The sequence below is a fragment of the Halobaculum gomorrense genome, from assembly GCF_900129775.1.
Classification (GTDB): domain Archaea; phylum Halobacteriota; class Halobacteria; order Halobacteriales; family Haloferacaceae; genus Halobaculum; species Halobaculum gomorrense.
Genome location: NZ_FQWV01000011.1, coordinates 21,830 through 41,009, shown reverse-complemented (window position 1 = coordinate 41,009; position 19,180 = coordinate 21,830). Strand labels below are relative to the sequence as shown.

The following is a 19,180-nucleotide window of genomic DNA, read 5'->3' as shown; positions in this document are numbered from 1 at the left end:
TCCCGACTCAGAGGGCCGCTGGGCGGCCGTTCCGAGGCGTCAGATCGGCGTGCTCGCGCGGCCGGCGCGGGCCCCCGCGTTTGCCTCGGCTCGGAACGCCACGGTAGGTATTCATGTCCGGGCCCCGTGGAGTGCGTATGGACCACGAGGCCGAGGTCGCTGGCATCGGCGTGGGCTCAGGGCCGGGCGGCGAGGAGGTGCCCGCGGTCGTGCTCCGCGCCCGCGGGGAGTTCCTCCCGATCTTCGTGACCCCGGACCAGGCGCGCTCCATCCGCGGCGCGCTCGCGGGCGAGCAGTTCGACCGCCCGCTCACCCACGACCTGCTCGTCGAGATGGTGACGGAGTTCGGCGGCGCGGTCGACTCCGTTCGCATCGACGACATCGCCGAGGGGACCTTCTACGGTAAGCTAACCGCCGAGCGCTACGTCGACGGCGAGCCCGACCGGTTCGTCTTCGACGCCCGCCCGAGCGACGCCATCGCCATCGCCGCCCGCCTGGAGTGTCCCATCCACGTGAGCGACGAGGTCGTCGACGCCGCGGGACAGCCCCCAGAGTCGATCGACGTCGACGGCGGCGCCGAGGACCCCGACGACCGCCCGACCGGCTCCGATCCGCGCGACCGCGATCCGGAACGATCGGGGTCGGACCCGGACGACGACTTCCGCTACCGGTGAGGGTCGTCGGGACCGCCGCTCCCGGTCCCGTTCGATCCCCCGTCGCCGCTCTCGTCGACCTCGGACGCCCGCACGCGCAACGCCTCCGCCAGTACCTCGTCGGAGACGCCGTTCTCGCTCGCCGACTCGACCAGCTCGTCGAGGGCCTCCTCCAGCAGCGCTCGCGACGAGATATCGCGGTTCGTTATCATGTGGCAATGTTCGGTCAAGCGCCCCATAACGGTTCGGGCGAGTCGCGAGCGAGCGAACCCGAGCGCCGCCGCACCTGCCCCGCCAGTCGCGGCGCTCGCGCCCTCGGAGACGTGATACCGAAGGGGTTGATACCGACGCCGCCGGACGACCCAGTATGACCGACGCCGACGAATCCGTCGATGGGGGTGTCGACGCCGCACCCAAGGAGGGCGCCCGCGAGGACGACGAGAGGACGCTCGCGGCATCGTACACGGAGATGACGGAGTTACTGCTTCCCAACGACACGAACAACCTCGGGCGCGCCCTCGGGGGCGCGGTGCTCCACTGGATGGACATCTGTGGCGCCATCGCGGCGATGCGGTTCTCGCGACGCCAGTGCGTGACGGCGTCGCTCGACCACGTCGATTTCATCGCACCGATCGACCTGGGGGAGGTCGCGGTGCTGGAGGCGTACGTGTTCAACACCGGGCGCACGAGCGTCGACGTGAAAGTCGACGTTCGCGCGGAGAACCCACGGACGGGCGAGGAGCGCCGGACGACCACCTCGTTTCTTACCTTCGTCGCGCTCGACGAGGAGGGCTCGCCGACGCCCGTGCCGGACCTCGAGTGTCCGACGCCCGAGGAGGCGGCGCTTCGCGAGGGGGCGACCGAGGAGCGGCGGTCGCAGTTGGCAGACGTGAGCGAACGGCTCGGGTGAGGCCCGCGCGCCGGAGCCGGTGTCCGTGTTCGGCGGTAGCACACATCAAACGTGAACGTTTTCTGAACTGATGGTCGGGGCTGATCGTAAATACGCTTTTCTGAAGCGGGTGACATGGGCCGTATTTCAGACATCCTCTGACGGGCGGACCTCCGGAAGTTCACGGCGCTCACGCTGGCGACGCTGTTGGTCGTCACGGGCGTCGTCCTCCAGGGGCAGGTCGCCGCGACGCTGACCGACCAGGTCACGACCGTCAGCGAGGAGGCTGCCGCGGAGGCGGACGGCGTCTCGGCGGCGACCAACGGCGGCGAGGCGGCCCGAAGAGCCTACGAGGCGGACCAGGGAGGTCGCGAAGACCGGTAACGACGGCGCTCAGGCGTCGGGTTCGGGGCGCTCCCCGAGTTCGAACGAGACGGTCCGTTCGCTCCCGTCGCGCAGCACGGTGAACTCGACGGTGTCGCCCGGGGAGGTCTCCAGCGCGAGGTAGTTCGAGAGGTCCGCCTGCACCTCCACATCCGTGCCGCCGACCCCGACGACCACGTCGCCGCCGGTGGGGACGCTGACCCCGTCGACGGTGGTCGATCCGTCGGTGCCCCGGAGGGTGCCGTCGGCTGGGCCGCCCTCGACCGCCTCGACGATGAGCACGCCGCCCACGTCGTCGATGCCGTACGCCTCGGCGATGAGCGGTGACACCTCGACCAGACGCACGCCCATGTAGGAGTGGTCGTACTCCCCATCCGCCGCGAGCGCGGGGATGACGCGCTTCGACAGCGCCGCCGAGACGCCGAAGCCGAGGTTGTCGCCGCCGCCGCGGGCGGCGACCGCGGCCACGTCGCCGCCGTACGTGACGATCGGCCCGCCGGAGTTGCCGGGGTTGAGCGCGGCGTCCGTCTGCACGGAGTCGGCGACGGTGAAGTTGTTCGGCGCCGACAGCACGCGGTCGACGCCGGAGATGACGCCGGTGGAGGCGGAGCCGCTGAAGCCGTACGGCGATCCGATCGCCATGACCGACGTTCCGACCGGCGGCTCGGGGTCGGTGGCGACCCACGAGAGCGGCGTCGCCGCCTCGGGACGGTCCTCGGCGCGCAGGACCGCCAGATCCGAGTAGGCGTCGGTGCCGACGATCGCCGCGTCGCGCCACGTGTTGCCCTGGAATCGGAGCTTCACCTCGGTCGCGCCGGCCACGACGTGCTGGTTCGTGACGATGTAGCCGTCGCCCGCAACGAAGCCGGAGCCGCTGCCCTGCGGGCCGTTCTGACCGTAGTTTAGGATACCGACGACCGACTGGATGGTCGACCGGTACACGTCGGTCTCGGTCGCCGGCGACCGGCCACCGGTTCCGGCGCCCGACCCGTCGCTCTCGGACCCGGCCGCGGCCCGTGGCGCGGCCTCCGAGGCGCCCAAGCGCACGCAGCCGGCGCTGGCGGCGGCGCCCGAGCTCGCGAGCCCCGCGAGCAAGTCGCGTCGTGTTGGCATGACCCACGGTACGACCCTGATCCGAATAACTCCGGCGCTCTCGTCTACGCACGTGTCGGTCGGTCCGGCCGGGATCCGCTGGCCGGGAATCTCCGGCCGGGGGCATGAGCACTCCGGCAGGCATTTGCCCGGCGCGGGGGTACGCCCTAGCATGAGCCTCGACGCCGACACGCCGCCGCTGCCGACCCTCTCGACGGTCGACCCGAGCCAGTACGACGACACCGAGGTCGCCGGCGACGAGTACCACCGCGAGGAACTGGAGGCGTTCCTCCGGGAGGGCGCCTGGGCGGAGGCGTTCGACCGGTGGTCCGCCGACGCAGACATCGACGCCGAGACGTGGCGCATCGCCGGGGACCTGGGGTTGTTCGAGCGGTTCGACTTCTTCTGGGACGACTTCGCCGATCGCGTCGGCTACCACGCTCCCGGGATCCCCGAGGACTGGAAGGAGCGCGACCCTCACCCGGAGCTCGACAGCTGGGAGCAGGTGTCGTCGATCAACGCCGCCTTGACCGAGTTCGGGCAGGTCGTCTGCGAGGTGCTGAAGGCTGAGTACGTCGACTGGGAGAGCGAGTTCGAGGCGCCCGACGACCTCCCAGACTTCTGAGTCGGCGACGGTGTCGGTGCCGATGGCCGGGCCGACCGCCGCGACACCCGCTGTGACACCCGCCGCGGCATCCGCGGCGACGACAACGTCTTCGCCGCCGGTGCGGCGCCGGTAGCGATTTACCCTCGGCGCGTCGAATGCTACCTATGGTCACGGCAACGGAGCGTGACGACATGACTTGGTACCAGTGTGACGCCTGCGGCCTGCTGTTCGACGACCCCGACGACGCCGAACAGCACGAGAAGCACTGCGACGCGGAGGACCCCTCGTACCTCCAGTGAGCCGTCGCTGCCGCGGCCCCCGTCGCCTCGCCGGACGCCGAGCCGCTCAGAAACGGTCGTCCGCGAGCCGCTCGGCGTGTTCCCGCGACTCCGCGACGGCCCACCGAACCGTCGCGGCGTCTCCGTAGGCCAGCGCCTCCTTCACCTCGTCGCGGACGACGCCGACCCCGTGCCCGACGGGCTCCCCCTCCCCGTCGCCCAGCTCGTAGACGCCGTAGCGGTCGGGCGCGGCCGCGGCCGCCGATCGATCGAGGTCGCGCCACGGCTTGCGGAGGCTCATCTCACTGGGCTCCGTCTGCGTGGGCGTCATCGTCGCCGGCGCGGTCCGCGTCGGTCGTCGGCTCCTCGGCGCCGCCGTCGTCCGCGACGAACTCGTAGCTCTCCTCGCCCCAGTCGTCCTCGACGAAGGCGAATACACGCCCGCCCGCGACCTCGGGGTCTGCCTCGATCTCGGTGCGCTGCCCCCCGGGGCGCCGGGCGGTGACGCCGGGGAACAGCTCCTCCTCCTCGCCCTCGCCGAGGATGACGCGGCCGACGCCGGTCTGTTCGAGGATGTCATCGTGGGTCTTCAGGTCGTTCACGTACAGCAGGACGCCCTCGGTCTCGGAGGGGTCGGTGACGAGCACGTGGGTTTCCTTGCCCGGCGAGGTTGTGAGGGTGTCCTCGACGACCTGCGGGACGCCGTGGTAGAAGGTGACCCGGTCGTCGAGGTACTCGACCTCGACGCCCTCCTCGCGGAGGGCGACCGAGACGCTCGCGGGGGCGATGTCGTTGCGGTGGGGAGCGCTCATAGCTCCGAGTGGGTCGCGGATGCGAATAAGCGCGGCGAGAGCGTGACGCGAGCGAAGCGAGCGTCACGGGGGACGGCGGCGAGCTCGTGGGCGAGCCGCCCACGATGAGAGCGTGACGCGAGCGAAGCGACATTGACGCGACCGCCACGCTTTACCCCGGCGAACGCGCGCGTCGACCCATGGAAGGACGCGCCGCCGCGCCGGGCGCCGGGACCGTTGTCAACGCCCTCGCGACGGGCCGCGGCGCCGCGTTCGCGCTGGATCTGGAGACGACCGCGACGGTCCGGCTCGACCCGGACGCCGACGGTGTGTCGGGCACCATCGCGGGTGCGCCTGACGGCGACACGACGCTGATCGAGCGGTGCGTCGAGCGCGTCGTCGACCGCTACGGCGCCGATGAGGGCGGCACGGTCGAGACCGACAGCGAAGTGCCGACGGCGGCGGGGCTCAAGAGCTCCAGCGCGGCCGCGAACGCGACCGTGGTGGCGACGCTGTCGGCGCTGGGGCTGGAGGTGGCGAACGACCCCGACGCCGACGTGACCAAGACCGAGGCGTGCCGGGTCGGCGTCCGCGCCGCGCGCGACGCCGGCGTCACCGTGACGGGGGCGTTCGACGACGCCTCGGCGTCGATGCTCGGCGGCGTCACCGTCACCGACAACCGCGAGGACGACCTGCTTGCCAGCGGCGACCCGTTCGCCGAGCACGCGCTCGTGTGGACGCCGCTCGAGCGGGCGTACTCGGCGGACGCGGACGTGGGCGCGTGCGAGCGGGTCGCACCGATGGCAGAGCTGGCGACCGAACTGGCGCTCAACGGCGACTACGCGCGGGCGATGACCGTCAACGGCCTCGCCTTTTCGGCGGCGCTGGGGTTCCCGAGCGACCCCGCGGTCGAGGCGATGGCCGACTGCGCCGGCGTCTCGCTGTCGGGAACCGGCCCGAGCGTCGTCGCCGTCGGCGACCGCGACGCGCTGGCGGCGGTCCGCGAGCGGTGGGCCGCGCGGGACGGCGAGACGCGCCTGACGCGGACCCGCGAGACCGGCGCGCGTGTGCTGTGACTGGCGACGAGCGGACAATCTCAGACAATGAGCTACGACGACACGAGTCAGGAACCGGAGGAACTGGAGGCGATGAGCCTGGACGAACTGCGCGGAGAGATCGCCGACATCGACCGCGAACTGGTCGAACTCATCGCTCGGCGCACGTACGTCGCTGACACCATCGCCGACGTGAAAGCGCGGCGCGACCTGCCGACGACAGACGAGACCCAAGAGCAGGCCGTGATGGACCGCGCCGGCGAGAACGCCGAGCGGTTCGAGGTGGACTCGAACCTCGTGAAGGCGATCTTCCGGCTGTTGATCGAATTGAACAAGGTCGAACAGCGGGAGAGTCGGTAGTCGGCGGTCGCCGCCGAGGGAGATCGGCCCGACGAACGCCACGGATTTGACCGCCGAGCACAAGACAGCAACAATGAGCAGCATTCGCCCCGAGGAACTGGACGACCGCCTCGACCGCGGCGCCGCCCCGTTCGTGCTGGACATCCGGCCGCACTCGGACTACCAGCGCACCGCGATCGACGGGAGTCACAACGTCCCCGTCTACCATGACCTTCGCGGCGGCGACGACGCCGCGCTCCGCGCGCACCTCAACGAGATCCCCCGCGGTGAGGACGTGGTCGTCGTGTGCAAGATGGGTGTCGTCGCCAAGCGCGCGACGAGCGTGCTCGACGCCGCCGGGTACGACGCGGCGACGCTCGCAGGCGGCATCAGTGGCTGGAAGGGTTACCAGAATGACTCCGTCGGATACAAGATTCGATCGCTGATCTGGGATCTCAAATCGGCGGTGTAGGGCCGTTCCCGCGTCCCTTGCTACGTTGAGACCGCGATCCCGCCCTCGTTGCGTGTGAGGAGGTAGCAGACGAACGAGGACAGCCAGTGCGACCCGGCGTAGTCGTCCGTGAACGCCTCGTCGACGGACGCGGGCGCGGGGAGCGCATCCGCGTCGGGGAGGTAGCCGTCGAGCCAGCGGACGAAGGCGTCGCCGTCGAGCACCCGGCGCATGAGGTCGGCCTCCACGAGCGCGGGCGAGAGGAAGTCCCACCCGAGCGGTTCGAGTCCGATTGGCGCGTCGGCGTCGTCGCGGGAGAACGCCAGCGCCGTCTCGGTCGCGCTCCGATTGAGCGCGCCGTCGCCCACCGTCCGCGCGTAATCGAGGACCAGCGAGAGCGCGAACGCGGAGTTGCCGTGCGTGCCGACGCGGAACGGTCGACCCATCGGAAGGAACCGCTCGGCGACGCGGTCGCGGATCTGCTCCTCCAGCGGGTCGAGCGCGTCGCTCCAGCGCGCCGCCCGCGGGTCGTCCCACCGGTCGAGTTCGGCGGCGAGCGCGAGCAGCCACGCCCAGCCGTAGGGTCGCTCAAACGTCTCGTGTTCGTCGAACCACGCGATCTCGCCGGCGACGCCGTCGGGGGTCAACTGCTCGTCGATCCCCGCGACGATCGCCTCGCGATCGGGGTGCTCGGGGAACACGCGCAGCGCACGCACGAGACACCAGTGGCTGTGGACCGCCGAGTGCCAGTCGAAGCAGCCATAGAAGACGGGGTGGCGCTCGCGCGGCGGCGTCACGTCACCGGGGCCGTCGACGGCGCCCGTCGCGTGGGGGTACTCGGTGCCGACGCCGTCAAGCGGGTGGGCGGTCAGGTGTGCGGCCGCGTCGGCGTCGACCCAGTCGGCGCGATCCGCGACGAGCGTCTGGTCGTCCGGCGGCGAGAGATCGTTCATACGGCCGGATCTGCGGCGGTCGAGTTCAATCGATCGACTCCGTGGTATCGGGTCGCACCCGTCGCCGCGGTCAGTACGTCCAGAGGCGAGCGATCCGGTCGTCGACCACCTCGTGCTCGGCCCGCAACGCCGTGGGGTCGCGCTCGCCGTCGACGTTGATCAGGTGAACTTCCCCTCGCTCGCCGCCGTACACGTCTTGGAAGTCGTAGACGACGCCGACGACATCGGTGTCGTCCGGCACGTCGTCGCTGCCGAGGAGCTCATCGACCTGGCGGTCGACGTTGTATTCGACGAGGTGGTTCACGGCCTCGGCGTCGTCGAGCCCCTCGGGGAGCAGGTCGACGCCCGGCTCGATGTGGGGAGCGAGCAGGTCGATGCAGTGTTCGATCCCCGGCGGCTCGCTGTCCGCGGCGAGCCCTCCCGCGAGCGCGTCGTAGGTCGCCGTCACGGCGCCGCAGCCGGTGTGACCGACGACGACGGCCGTCCGCGTCCCCGCGTGCGCCAGCGGGTAGAGCACGTCGCCGGAGACCACCTCGCGGGCGTCGGTTCGCTGGACGACGCGGTTCCCGATGTTCCCGCAGGTGAACAGTCGTCCAGGCGTCTCGTTGCCGAAGATCTGATCCTGGAGCACCCGCGAGTCCGAACAGCAGACCGTCACAGCCTCGGGATACTGTCCGTCCTGTACCTCGTCGAAGCGCCCGGCGAACGCTCGGGCGTGCTCGGCGTTGTCGGCCAACAGGTCGACGATCGTCCGGTTCATACGCCTGTTCACTGCGGCTTCAGTCAAATGCGTTCTCTCATGGTTTGGGGAACGAACGCCGGCGGAACTGATCGGTCGGTCGGCGGCGATCGCCCAAAATATTATTGTCCTAATATGGTACAGAGTCTCTAAGGGAATTCCATGCAACGTTGAAATACCCGGACGTGCTCCACTGTGTCACGATGGCGAAACGAACGATGCGAGAGGTCAGTCACACAGCACCGAACGGAGCATCAGCCGACCGAGTGTGGGAACGAGGCAACGAGAAACTCGACGCGCGGACCGACGGCGGCGAAGACGACGAGTAACACTCCTGACTCCGACGTACTACCCGATCGAACGTTCGCGAGCGACCGCGCCGTCGACGGCGGGGTCTCTGGCTCAGTGAGCGATCGTGCCGATCGTGATAATTATTTACTCGAATCCGAGTAATCGATGGAAACGTATATATTGGACGAGGTGTACTAGTATTGTATGTCAGAGCAGCGGACATTCACGTCATACGGCACGGCAGTCGCGAACGATGCGGACGGCGCTTGGGTCCCCGACGAGCGGGCGGTCCGGCCGGCATTCCCGACGGATCCGTACCCTGCGGCCGGGAGCGATTCCGACAAGGTCAGAGAGGGCCGTCGCACGGAGGGTGAGTCGAGCGACCCCTCGGACGACGGCCGGTACGTGACGTTCGGCTGCGTCGATTTCCGCCCGCCCGAGCGGGCGTGAGGCGAGACGGAACCCGGACTCGATCGAGGGCGCAGCCGCTGCCGCGTTCTCACTGTCGATAGGCGCGCCGACGCCACTATACCCTCGCGGGCGAACGCACCCGTGTGATAACCGTCGACGGCCTGCGGAAGGTGTACGGCGACTTCGTCGCCGTGCACGGGAGTACCTTCGACGTGGAGCCGGGGGAAATATTCGGCGTCGTCGGCCCGAACGGGGCGGGCAAGACGACGACGCTCAAGACGCTCGCGGGGCTCATCGAGCCGACCGCCGGAACCGTCCGCGTCGCCGGCGAGCCCGCGGGCGACCCGGAGACGCGAACCGCGTTGGGCTTTCTCCCGGAGGAGTCGCCGCTGTACGAGGACATGACCGCGCGGAGCTACCTCCGCTTCTTCGCGGATCTGTACGACGTGCCGCGCGAGACCGCGAATCAGCGCATCGAAACCGCGCTCGACGACCTCGAACTGGAGCACCGCGATCGCCGGCTGGGGGACGTGTCGAAGGGGATGAAGCGGAAGGTCGCGATCGCGCGGTCGCTGGTCAACGATCCGGACGTGCTGATCTACGACGAACCGGCGTCCGGGCTGGATCCGCTCACCACCAACTACGTCCTGGAGTACGTTCGCGACCTCGCCGACGCGGGCAAGACCGTGCTGTTCTCGGCGCACAACCTCTATCACGTCGAGTCGGTCTGCGATCGCGTCGTGATCATGAACGAGGGCGAGATCGTCGCGCGCGGCACCGTCGAGGAGATCCGCGCCGAGCACGGGGAGACGACGTACCGCGTGTTCACGACGGTCCCCGTCGAACGCAGCGAACCGGACGGCGACCGGCACGTCACGACCGTCGACTCGATGGACGCCGTCGAGGAGGTCCGCGAGGCGGCGGCCGCCGCGGGCGGCGAGGTGATCGACATCCGCACGCGCGAGTCGACGCTGGAGGAGATCTTCCTCGACGTGGCCGGCCAGCCGATGCCCGGGAGCCGCCGGGTCGCCCCCGGCGCCGTCGAGGGTGACCGGGAACGCGACCCGTCGGAACCGTCGGAACCGCCCGAAGCGCCGGAGGCCGCGGAGTGAACGTCTCCCCCCGGAAGCTGCTCCGGGTCGCGCGCTGGGAGGTGTCCCGGACGGTCGGCACCGTCGACCGGAAGACCGCAGTCCTCGGCGCCGTCGCCCTGCTGTTGACCCTCGGCGTCGCCGCGGGCGGCCTGCTCGCCGGCGGCGTCGCGCTCGACGAGGACATCTACGCGGTCGCGGTCAGCTCCGACAGCCCGTACCACGAGTCCGTGACTGACTCGACGCCGCTGGAGGCGGTCCCGGTCGGCGCACCGAACGCGGACGTGTACGTCGACGACCGCGACCCGAGCGACCGCGAGGCGACCGTCTCCGTCGCGAACACCCGGAAGGGGCAGGCCGCCCTCGGCGCGTTCCGGTCGGCCGTCGAGCGCCACAACGCTCGCCTGCTCGCGGCCGAGGAGAACCAGTCGGCCGCGTTCCCGGTCGGCGTGACCCTCAGCTACGTCGAGCGCGCCAGCGAGCGCGTCGGCGCCAGCGACGGATCCGCCGGCGAGAACGACGACGGCGCGATCGGCGGCGACGGCACCGGCGATAGCGACGGTGCCGGTGACGACGCGGGCGACAGATCGGCCGGTTCGGGAACTGCCAGCGACGGCGGCGCGGGGAGCGGCCTCGGCGTCCCCGACTTCGGCGGCATCGCGGGGTCGCTGTTCGGGGGGCAGCCGACCGGGTCGCCGGCGGAGATCGCGCCGCCGTTTCCGTTCTCCTCGCTCGTGCTCGCGTTCGCCTTCCTCGTGCCGATGAACTTCGTCATCCAGGCGTACGGCTCGACGATCCTCAACGAGCGGATCAACCGCCGGGGGGAACTGCTGCTCGTCGCGCCGCTGTCGCGGACGGACATCGTCGCGGGGAAGACGCTCCCGTACGCGGGGGTCGCGCTCGCGGCGACGACGGTCATCGCCCTCGCCGTCGGGGGTGGCCCGCTCTCGGTGGCGGCGGTGTTCCCAATCGCGCTCGTGTTCCTCGCGGCGACGTTCGTCGGCGCGATGTTCGCGCGGTCGTTCAAGGAGCTCACCTTCGTCACGGTCACGGTCTCGGTCGCGCTGACGACGTATGCGTTCGTGCCGGCGATCTTCTCGACCGTGACGCCCGTCGCGCTCATCTCGCCGCTCACGCTCGTCGTCCGCGACCTGCAGGGGGAGGCGGTGTCGATCGCGGAGTACCTGTTCTCGACGGGGCCGTTCTACCTCGTCGCGGGCACCCTGTTCGCGACGGGCATCGGCGTTTACCGCGAGGAAGACATGTTCACCCAGCGGGCGGTGCCGCTGAAGTTCCTCGACGCGCTCGCGGTGCGCCTGCACCGCCCCCGCGACGTGGCGCTGCTGTCGGCGCTGTCGGTCCCGTTCGTGTTCGTCGCCGAGTTGCTCGGCGTCGCGGTGCTATTCGCGCTGCCGGAGGGCGCGGCCATCGTCGCCCTGCTCGTCGTCGTCGCGGTGGTTGAGGAGGTCGCCAAGGGCGTCGGCGTGTACGCCGGCTTCCACAGGTCGCGCTTCGAGCGCGACCTCCCCACGGCGCTGAAACTGGGGGCGCTGTCGGGCGCCGGCTTCTTCCTCGCGGAGAAGGCCACCGTGGTCGTGCAGGTCGTCGGTCTCGGCTCGCTCCCGTTGGGCGAGGCGGCGTTCGGTACCGCGGGCGTCGGCAGCGGCCTCGGCCCGGCGGCCGGGCTCGCGCTGGTGGCGCTCCCGCTCCTCTTGCACGTCGTCACGGCGGCGGTCGGCGCCGTCGGCGCGACGCGGGGGCGGCGCGCGTGGGCCGGAACCCTGCTCGTCGCGATGGCGATCCACTTCACCTACGACCTCACGGTGGTGAGCGCCCTTGGATAACGACCGCGAGGCGGACCGCGGCGGGAGTGGCGCCGGCGACGGCGGTCACCGCCGAGCAGACGCGCCGTCGGCCGACGCCCCGAACCCGATCCCGGGCACCGTCGCCGCGGGCGATCGCACAGGGCGCGACCCCCGCTGGACGATCGCCAGGCGGGAGCTGGCGTCGCTGCGCTCGGAGAAGACGATCCTGCTCGCGCTGGTGATACAGCTGTTCGTCGCGGCGTTCTCGTCGTTCCTCGTCGTCGGGCTGGTGTCGCTGTACGACCCCGGCGCCGCGGCGGGCTACTCGGTCGAGACGGCCGTCGCCGGCGACGACACCGGCGACCTCGCGCTCGCGCTGGAGCGGACCGACGGGATGGAGCCGCGTCGCTACCCGACCCGACAGGCCGCCGCCGACGCGTTCGCCGACGGACGGGTCGACGCGGCGATGCTGGCGACGGCGACCGAGCGCGGTACCGTGGAGGTTCGCGTGCTCGTCCCGGAGGGGAGCGTCGGCACGACCCTGGTCGTGGTGCGCGCGCGCGAGGCGCTGCGGGCGTTCGAGCGCCTGGAGCGCGATCAGCGCTCGGCGTCGCTGTCGGCCGAGACGCTCGCGCTGCCGCCGCAGGCGGGGTCCTCGCCGTACTTCGGCTTCACCTACACGGTGCTCGTTCCCCTGTTGCTGTTCCTCCCGGTGTTCATCGCCGGCTCGGTGACGGTCGACTCGCTCACCGAGGAACTGGAGCGCGGGACGCTGGAACTGCTCCGGGTCGCGCCGGTGACGATGACCAACATCGTCGAGGGGAAGCTGCTGGCGGCCGCCGGCCTCGCGCCGGTGCAGGCGGCGCTGTGGCTCGCGCTGCTGTCGGTAAACGGCACCGCCATCGCCCCCGCACCGAGCGCGCTTGTGACGGCGGCCGGGGTGGTCGGGCTGCTCGGCCTGACGGCCGGGCTGGCGGCGCTGGTGACGGCGCTGGGAGCCGCGCTCGCGCTCACCGCGCCCGACCGCAGAGCCGCACAGACGGTGTATTCGCTGGGCGTGCTCGGGCTGTTCGGGGCGGCGGCGCTGTCGCCCGCGAACCCCGCGAACGTCGCCGCCAAACTGGCCGTCGGGAGCGCCGACCCGGCGTCGTACCTCGTGGTCGTCGCCGTGCTCGTCGCGGGCGGCGTCGCCGTCTGGGTGGCGCGCGCTGGCGTGGCGCGCTACGGCCCGGCCTGAGAGGGCGGCGAGCACATCGGCGGCACCCGCACCGCTGCCGCGATGCGACTCAGGTCGCGACCACGTCCACGACCGTCTCCTTCCCGCACACGAGGTTGTACGCGCCCTCGTCGTCGTTCCAGAGGATCAGGACGTTCTCGACCGACAGGACCGCGCCGTACGGCGCCTCCCGCAGGTCGCGGTTGAGCGCCGACTCGCCCGTCACGACGAGGTAGTGCTCCACCCGCTCGCTCCCGTCGCCGATCTTGAACAGCGGGTTCGCGTCGTCGGGCGCGAGGTCGGCCGAGAGCTTCACCGCGAGGAGGTTCACCCGGTCAGTGACGTGGGCCTCCGACTCGGCCATGCGGTGGTGACGGTCGGCGCCGGCGACGACCGGGTGGCGGCGCTCGCCGTCGGGGCGGAGCACCGCCCACGAGAACTTCACGTCCGTGTTGAGGTAGGTGCCCGGCTCCTCGTCGTACGCGCGCGTCGCCGCGTCGTCCAGCTTCCGCTGGAACGAGGGGACGGCGAGATCCGGGCGCTCCTCGAAGGACCACCCGCGGTCGTCCGGGGCGTCCCCGGGCCAGAGGCGAAGGTCCGGCGCGTACACGCTCACGTCGCCGTCGGGCGGCGTCAGTGCCCGCTCGACGCGGCGCAGCTCGGTCGAGGTGTTCAGGTCCGCCGGCGCCAGCATGACGCAGGAACCGTCGGCGGCGAGCGCGTCGAGGCAGCGGGAGGTGACCGCTTCGGGGTCGTCCAACTCAGAGAGAACATTGCCGAACAAGAGGAGGTTCACGTCGCCGACTGCCTCCGGGTCGAACGCCTCGGCGGTCTCGCGGTGGATCGTCGTGTGGACGTTCCGCCGGGTGTCCGCGAGCACCTCGGCGAGCACGTCCGCGTTGTCGCTCGGCTCGACCGCGTGGTAGTCGACCACTGCGTCGTCAGGGAGGTAGTCAAACAGGCCCAGCGCGGGACCGCCGGTGCCCGCGCCCACGTCGAGCACGCACAGAGTCCGGGGCAGCAGACCGCGGTCGGCGAGCCGGTCGAGCACGTAGCCGACGGCGGCGTAGAAGTCCGGCTGGTGGTAGAGCGCGTACGCGAGCGCGGCGTCGGCGTCGTACTCGACGGGCCGCCCGCGGTAGTAGTCCTCTTTCAGGCGGTCGATCGTCTCGCGGAGCGCGTCGCCCGAGTCGCCCTCGTGCCAGTCGAGGCCGTACGTCTCGAACAGCAGGTCCTCGATCGTCTCGGCGTGCCCGTCGGGGAACGCCTCGGGCGACCACCCCGGCGGGTCGACCGGTCTCTCGCTCGCGGGGACGAACGTGCCGTCCTCGCGCTCGTAGAGTCCGAGGTCGAACGCCTCCTCGCGGAGTGCGGTGCGCACGACCGCCGGGTGCGGTCGGTCGGGGAGGTACTCGTACACCTCGTCGGGATCGACGGGGCGGGCGTTGCGGAGGTACTTTGCGGTGTCGCGCAGCGCCTCGCGGTCGACGCTCACGGCGACCACCCGGCGGGCGTCGGCGACCGCGAGGCGGCGCGGCGAGCGCTGACCGAGCGCGCCCGCGACCGCGTGTCCGAGTGGGAGTGCGGGCGCCGGCTCGGGCGCGAGTGCGGCGATGGGCTCATTGCCGGCGGCTACTCGGTCGGCGTGGGTAACGGTTCTGTCTCGAGGGGCTCACTCGTCGGCGGGCGGACCGTCGCCGTCGACCCGCGAGTCGACGCCCACCGCGTCGCCGGCGCGCTCGAACAGCGCCGCGAACCCGTCGCGGTCGGCGGTCGCCAGCGCGTCGGCGGCCGCCGCGACCCCCTCGGCGCCGTCGAACGCCTCCCGGATGTCGGCGTACACGCGGGGCTCGCCCTCGGTGACGGTTCGCGCCAGGTCCGCGAGCGGCTCGGAGACGGGCGTGTGGAAGCGCTCGTCCACGTCGCCGGCGGCCAGCGCGTACGCGAGCACGGCCGTGTGTGCGCCCGTCTGGACCTTCGCCATCGCTTCGTCGTGCTCGGCGGCCGTCGTCTCGAACACGTCGTTGCCGACGGCGGCGAACTGCTCGCGGACGCGCTCGACGACCGGACCGGCCTCGCCGGGGACGTACGCGATCCGGCCGGGGCCGCGCGGCGGCGCGAACAGCGGGTGGAAGCTGGCGTACTCGCCGACGGCGTGCTCGGCCATCGCGGCCAGCGGGTCGGCCATCACGCCGGAGACGTCGACGATCGCCCCGTCGGCGGCGTTCTCGACGTACGCCGCGACCGCGTCGGCGACCGCCGGGATCGGCACCGCGAGCGCGACGCAGTCGAATGACTCGTCGGTGTCGAGGGGGACGACGCGGCCGTCGACGACCGCCTCGGCGGCGTCCATCGCGGCCTGAGGGTTGGTGTCTGCGAGCGCGACCCGCTCGCTGACCGGGTGGAGGGTCCGCGCGACCCACCGACCCATCTCCCCGGCGCCGACGACGAGCAACTTCATGCCACCCGCTATCAGTGTGGCGACCGAAAGGGTATCGGTCGCGGCGGTGGGGGGACCGCGCCGGACTCGGCGACGCCGGACGCGACCGCGTCGCCCGCCGGGCGGCCGTCGCTACTCCACGGCCGCGATCCGGAACAGCTCCGACGGGAGCGTGTCGCCGCCGTGGTCCTCGGCGGCGACGAGGCGCATCTGCACGTCGGACAGCGGCACCGACTCGGCGAACCGCACGCCGACGAGCGTCTCGGCCTCGACCGTACGCGCCTCGCCGCGGAAGTCGACCGCGCGGACGGTGACGTGGTCCGCGCCGACGCCGCCCTCGGCGACCTCGAAGTGCGCCTCCAGCAGGCCGGGCGCGACCTCGGTGATCTCGGCGCCCGCGGCGTCGATCTCGATCGTGTAGGTCCGGACGCCGTCCGTCGCCCGCTGGCAGACGGCGACGATGGCGTCGGTCCGCTCGTTCGCGGGACCCCCGCCCACCGGCCCGTCGCCGGAGCCGCCGGCGCCGTCCGAGTCAGTCACCGGCTCCCCCGCGTCGCGCTCTGGATCCTCCCGGGCGCCCGACTCGCGGAACGCATCGGTGACGCGCTCGAACAGGCTCATACCACGACGACGGGGCGCGGTGACCAAAGCCGCGTCGGCGGCCCCGCTCACGGCGGTCGTGGTCACCGACCGGGGTAGGGATGCGGGCGCTCACTCGATCACCAGCTCCACCGGGTAGCCGGCGGTGAGGTTCTCGGAGCCGTCCTCGGTGACGATCACGATGTCCTCGATACGGACGCCGCCGACCTCGGGGTCGTACAGGCCGGGCTCGACGGTGATCACGTGCCCCGGCTCCAGTTCCTCGCCGCGGGGGTTGAGCCCCGGCTGCTCGTGCACGTCGAGGCCGACGCCGTGGCCGGTTGAGTGGATGAAGCCCGTCTCCGCGTCCGGGTCCGAGCGCAGCGTCGGGTGGCCGGCGGCCTCGTACACGTCGCAGGCGGCCGCGTGGACCTCGGCGCCGGTGGCGCCCGGTTCGACCGCGTCCAGCGCGGCCGACAGCGCTTCCTCGGTCAGGTCGAACCGCTCGACGAGCGCGTCGCTCGTCCCGCCCTTCGCGAAGGTGCGCGTCATGTCCGAGTGGTACTTGCTCGCCTTCTCGCGCGGGAAGATGTCGACGACGATGCTCTCGCCGGCTTCGAGCGGGCCCGACCCGCGGTCGTGGGGGTCGGCGGCGTCGGCGCCGCAGGCGACGATCGTCTCGTCGAGCGCGCAGCCGTGCCGGAGGAGGGTGACCTCGATCTCCTCTTTCACGCGCTCGCTGGTGAGCGGGACCGCTTCCCCCTCCTCACCCTCGGCGATCACCAGCGTGCCGTCGTCGGCCACCTCGGCGGCGGCGATGAGATCCTCTGCGGCCGCCATAGCGGCCTCGTTGGCCTCGGTCGCGCGGCGGACGGCGTCGAGTTCCTCGTCGGTCTTGGTCGCGCGGACTGTCTCGATCACGTCGTCGCGGTCCACGTCGACGGCGACCCCGGCCTCGCGCAGACCGTCGGCGATACCGACCGGGAAGCGCTCGGGGACGAGCGTCGACTCGATGCCCAGGTCCGACAGGAAATCCGCGTACACGCCCGACTGCGCCGCGGCCTGTCCCTCGTCGGCGGCGCGCTCGGCGTAGTCGTACGTGGAGAGCCGAGCGACGGTATCGGCGTGCGACTCCTTCGTCGCTCTCCCGTATTCGAGTCCGGAGACGAGCACCGCGAGCCCCTCGCCCGTGTACGCGGTGAAGAACGGGTCCGGCGCGTCGAACCCCGAGAGGTACAGCTGGTTCGAATCGGCGCTTCCGGCGTCGATGCAGTACGCGTCGGCGCCCGTCGCCGCGAGCAGGTCGTCAAGCGCGGCGAGACTGCGTGTCATGGTGGAGGGTGCGGCGACCGGCGGGATAGTCGTTTTCGTCGTGGGGACGCCGACGGTCCAGACCGACCGAGCAGTCGCCGGGTCCCGGGTCGAGGGCTCGCGCTCGGCCGACCCCCGGTCGCCGATCGCGCCGTTCACCGGGTCCCCGAGCGCGTGCCAGACCCGCGCCGCCGCGCAGAGCGGAATCCACGCCGCCGATTCGGCCGTCGGGGACCGGCCCGTTACCGAGCAGCTCGTCGAGCAGGATGTCGAACGCGTGGCCGTCGGCTCCGCCGGCGAGGGCTCCCCCCGAGCAGCCGCAACCGCTGTCGCGGTCGGTACACACTTGCCCGGCCGGGCGCACCTCCGGGACATGGACGCACACGTCTCCCCGTCGCGGGTCGCCGGCCGCGCGCGCGCCCCGCCGTCGAAGAGCTACACGCACCGCGCGATCCTCGCCGCCGGCTACGGCGCGGGCACGACCGTCACGGACCCCCTCGACTCCGCGGACCCCAGAGCCACCGGCCGCGCGGTCGAGGCGTTCGGCGGCGAGGTCACGTGGGTCGGCGGCGACGACGCGGACGACCGGGACGCAGACAGCGCCGAGGGCGGCGCGACCGCCGTCGAGGTCGCGGGCTTCGCCGGCCGGCCGGGCACCCCCGACGACGTGATCGACTGCGCGAACTCGGGGACGACGATGCGCCTTGTCACCGCCGCGGCGGGGCTGACCAACGGCCTCGCCGTCCTCACCGGCGACGGGTCGCTGCGCTCGCGCCCGCAGGGGCCGCTCCTCGACGCCGTCGCGGATCTCGGCGGGCGGGCGGAGTCGACCCGCCGGAACGGGCAGGCGCCCCTCGTCGTCGGCGACGCCATGGGCAGCGGGACGGTCGCCATCCCCGGCGACGTGTCCTCGCAGTTCGTCACTGCCCTGCTCATGGCCGGCGCGGTCACCGACGAGGGGATCGAGGTCGATCTGGAGACCGAACTCAAGTCCGCGCCGTACGTCGAGATAACCCGCGAGGTGCTCGCGGACTTCGGCGTCGACAGCGAGCGTACGGAGACGGGGTTCCGGGTGCACGGCGGGCAGACGTACGCGGCCGACGAGTATGCCGTCCCCGGCGACTTCTCGTCGATGTCGTACCTGCTTGCGGCGGGCGCGGTCGCCGCCGCCGACGGCGAGGCGGTCGTCGTCGAGGGCGCTCGACCGAGCGCGCAGGGCGACTCCGCCATCGTCGACGTGCTCGACCGCATGGGCGCCGACATCGAGTGGGACGAGGACGCCGGCGAGATCACCGTCCGCGCGTCGTCGCTCTCGGGGGTCGAGGTCGACGTGGGCGACACGCCGGACCTGCTCCCGACGATCGCCGTCCTGGGCGCCGTCGCCGACGGAGAGACGCGCATCGTCAACGCCGAGCACGTCCGCTACAAGGAGACCGACCGCGTGGCGGCGATGGCCGAGTCGCTGGAGAAACTGGGCGCGGAGGTGACCGAGGAGCCCGACGCCCTGATCGTCCACGGCGGCGACTCCGCGCTCTCGGGCGCGACGGTCCACGGCCGCGGCGACCACCGGCTCGTGATGGCGCTGGCCGTCGCGGGCCTCGTCGCCGACGGGGAGACGACCGTCACCGGCGCCGAGCACGTGGATGTCTCGTTCCCCGGCTTCTTCGAGACGATGGCGGCGCTGGGCGCGGATGTCTCCGTCGCGTAGCCCGGCCCACCCGGGACGGCCGGACACCCCGGTCGCGCTTCCGCCGTCGATGCCGCTTCCGCCGCCGCTACCGTTTTCGCCCGGGCGGGCGATGCTG

General features: G+C 71.8%; 23 protein-coding genes. 13 read left to right on the top strand and 10 right to left on the bottom strand.

The window, feature by feature from the left end; genetic code table 11:
• Window positions 1-137: 137 nt before the first annotated feature.
• Window positions 138-674 carry a bifunctional nuclease family protein gene (locus BUE16_RS14905; protein ID WP_073311149.1) on the top strand — a complete coding sequence of 179 codons (537 nt, stop codon included), beginning with the start codon at window positions 138-140 and terminating at the stop codon, window positions 672-674.
• Here the strand turns inward: BUE16_RS14905 and BUE16_RS14900 are convergent.
• A complete protein-coding gene (locus BUE16_RS14900) occupies window positions 665-865 on the bottom strand; it encodes a hypothetical protein (protein WP_073311147.1) in 201 nt (66 codons plus the stop codon). The two genes, BUE16_RS14905 and BUE16_RS14900, sit on opposite strands and share 10 nt — an antisense overlap.
• Before the next feature lie 257 nt (window positions 866-1,122).
• Here BUE16_RS14900 and BUE16_RS14895 point away from each other — a divergent pair, with 257 nt between their 5' ends.
• Complete coding sequence (locus BUE16_RS14895; protein ID WP_073311197.1) at window positions 1,123-1,563, top strand: acyl-CoA thioesterase; 441 nt, start codon at window positions 1,123-1,125, stop codon at window positions 1,561-1,563.
• Window positions 1,564-1,749: 186 nt separating this feature from the next.
• Window positions 1,750-1,926: a hypothetical protein gene (locus tag BUE16_RS16755; protein WP_159435771.1), complete on the top strand. Its 177-nt coding sequence runs from the start codon at window positions 1,750-1,752 to the stop codon at window positions 1,924-1,926.
• Window positions 1,927-1,935: 9 nt separating this feature from the next.
• Here BUE16_RS16755 and BUE16_RS14890 read toward each other — a convergent pair whose 3' ends face one another.
• Window positions 1,936-3,039 carry a S1C family serine protease gene (locus BUE16_RS14890; protein WP_073311145.1) on the bottom strand — a complete coding sequence of 368 codons (1,104 nt, stop codon included), beginning with the start codon at window positions 3,037-3,039 and terminating at the stop codon, window positions 1,936-1,938.
• A 151-nt stretch (window positions 3,040-3,190) separates the two neighbouring features.
• On the opposite strand from BUE16_RS14890, the gene BUE16_RS14885 reads away from it, so the two are divergent.
• A complete protein-coding gene (locus BUE16_RS14885; RefSeq protein WP_073311143.1) occupies window positions 3,191-3,643 on the top strand; it encodes a hypothetical protein in 453 nt (150 codons plus the stop codon).
• A 146-nt stretch (window positions 3,644-3,789) separates the two neighbouring features.
• Window positions 3,790-3,924, top strand: a complete 135-nt coding sequence (locus BUE16_RS17385; RefSeq protein WP_268762502.1) for a DUF7128 family protein — start codon at window positions 3,790-3,792, stop codon at window positions 3,922-3,924.
• Window positions 3,925-3,970: 46 nt separating this feature from the next.
• Here the strand turns inward: BUE16_RS17385 and BUE16_RS14880 are convergent, their stop codons facing one another.
• Together BUE16_RS14880 and BUE16_RS14875 are read right to left on the bottom strand one after the other, a co-directional pair.
• Window positions 3,971-4,204: a DUF7508 domain-containing protein gene (locus BUE16_RS14880; RefSeq protein ID WP_073311141.1), complete on the bottom strand. Its 234-nt coding sequence runs from the start codon at window positions 4,202-4,204 to the stop codon at window positions 3,971-3,973.
• A gap of 1 nt (window position 4,205) precedes the next feature.
• Window positions 4,206-4,715 carry a DUF5796 family protein gene (locus tag BUE16_RS14875; protein ID WP_073311139.1) on the bottom strand — a complete coding sequence of 170 codons (510 nt, stop codon included), beginning with the start codon at window positions 4,713-4,715 and terminating at the stop codon, window positions 4,206-4,208.
• Between the two features lie 179 nt (window positions 4,716-4,894).
• On the opposite strand from BUE16_RS14875, the gene BUE16_RS14870 reads away from it, so the two are divergent.
• The 3 genes from BUE16_RS14870 to BUE16_RS14860 all read left to right on the top strand — a co-directional run bounded on the left by BUE16_RS14870 (window position 4,895) and on the right by BUE16_RS14860 (window position 6,560).
• Window positions 4,895-5,770, top strand: coding sequence for a shikimate kinase (locus tag BUE16_RS14870; protein ID WP_073311137.1), 876 nt, complete (start codon window positions 4,895-4,897; stop codon window positions 5,768-5,770).
• A gap of 27 nt (window positions 5,771-5,797) precedes the next feature.
• The gene (locus BUE16_RS14865) at window positions 5,798-6,109 is read left to right on the top strand and encodes a chorismate mutase (RefSeq protein ID WP_200778455.1); all 312 of its coding nucleotides are present in this window, start codon (window positions 5,798-5,800) and stop codon (window positions 6,107-6,109) included.
• Between the two features lie 73 nt (window positions 6,110-6,182).
• Entirely contained in the window at window positions 6,183-6,560 is a 378-nt protein-coding gene (locus BUE16_RS14860; RefSeq protein ID WP_073311135.1) for a rhodanese-like domain-containing protein, read from the top strand.
• A 20-nt stretch (window positions 6,561-6,580) separates the two neighbouring features.
• Here the strand turns inward: BUE16_RS14860 and BUE16_RS14855 are convergent, their stop codons facing one another.
• A complete protein-coding gene (locus tag BUE16_RS14855; protein ID WP_073311133.1) occupies window positions 6,581-7,492 on the bottom strand; it encodes a DUF2891 family protein in 912 nt (303 codons plus the stop codon).
• Window positions 7,493-7,562: 70 nt separating this feature from the next.
• The gene (locus tag BUE16_RS14850; RefSeq protein WP_073311131.1) at window positions 7,563-8,252 is read right to left on the bottom strand and encodes a carbonic anhydrase; all 690 of its coding nucleotides are present in this window, start codon (window positions 8,250-8,252) and stop codon (window positions 7,563-7,565) included.
• Between the two features lie 474 nt (window positions 8,253-8,726).
• Between BUE16_RS14850 and BUE16_RS14845 the strand changes: the two genes are divergently transcribed.
• The 4 genes from BUE16_RS14845 (at window position 8,727) to BUE16_RS14830 (ending at window position 13,066) form a co-directional block, all read left to right on the top strand.
• Window positions 8,727-8,972, top strand: coding sequence for a hypothetical protein (locus tag BUE16_RS14845; protein ID WP_073311129.1), 246 nt, complete (start codon window positions 8,727-8,729; stop codon window positions 8,970-8,972).
• Between the two features lie 104 nt (window positions 8,973-9,076).
• The gene (locus BUE16_RS14840; protein ID WP_073311127.1) at window positions 9,077-10,045 is read left to right on the top strand and encodes an ABC transporter ATP-binding protein; all 969 of its coding nucleotides are present in this window, start codon (window positions 9,077-9,079) and stop codon (window positions 10,043-10,045) included.
• Window positions 10,042-11,868: an ABC transporter permease gene (locus tag BUE16_RS14835; RefSeq protein ID WP_073311125.1), complete on the top strand. Its 1,827-nt coding sequence runs from the start codon at window positions 10,042-10,044 to the stop codon at window positions 11,866-11,868. Before BUE16_RS14840 ends, BUE16_RS14835 begins: the two co-directional genes overlap by 4 nt.
• A gap of 88 nt (window positions 11,869-11,956) precedes the next feature.
• A complete protein-coding gene (locus BUE16_RS14830) occupies window positions 11,957-13,066 on the top strand; it encodes an ABC transporter permease (RefSeq protein WP_073311193.1) in 1,110 nt (369 codons plus the stop codon).
• 49 nt (window positions 13,067-13,115) lie between these two features.
• Here the strand turns inward: BUE16_RS14830 and BUE16_RS14825 are convergent, their stop codons facing one another.
• The 4 genes from BUE16_RS14825 to BUE16_RS14810 form a co-directional block, all read right to left on the bottom strand.
• Complete coding sequence (locus tag BUE16_RS14825) at window positions 13,116-14,540, bottom strand: methyltransferase (protein WP_073311191.1); 1,425 nt, start codon at window positions 14,538-14,540, stop codon at window positions 13,116-13,118.
• Between the two features lie 177 nt (window positions 14,541-14,717).
• Window positions 14,718-15,506: a prephenate dehydrogenase/arogenate dehydrogenase family protein gene (locus BUE16_RS14820; RefSeq protein ID WP_073311123.1), complete on the bottom strand. Its 789-nt coding sequence runs from the start codon at window positions 15,504-15,506 to the stop codon at window positions 14,718-14,720.
• A gap of 111 nt (window positions 15,507-15,617) precedes the next feature.
• Entirely contained in the window at window positions 15,618-16,106 is a 489-nt protein-coding gene (locus BUE16_RS14815) for a hypothetical protein (protein ID WP_073311121.1), read from the bottom strand.
• Between the two features lie 90 nt (window positions 16,107-16,196).
• Window positions 16,197-17,396, bottom strand: a complete 1,200-nt coding sequence (locus BUE16_RS14810) for a M24 family metallopeptidase (protein WP_073311119.1) — start codon at window positions 17,394-17,396, stop codon at window positions 16,197-16,199.
• Window positions 17,397-17,748: 352 nt separating this feature from the next.
• Here BUE16_RS14810 and aroA point away from each other — a divergent pair, with 352 nt between their 5' ends.
• Window positions 17,749-19,083 (top strand): 3-phosphoshikimate 1-carboxyvinyltransferase, encoded by a 1,335-nt coding sequence (gene aroA, locus BUE16_RS14805; RefSeq protein ID WP_073311189.1) that lies wholly within the window; start codon window positions 17,749-17,751, stop codon window positions 19,081-19,083.
• Window positions 19,084-19,180 lie beyond the last annotated feature (97 nt).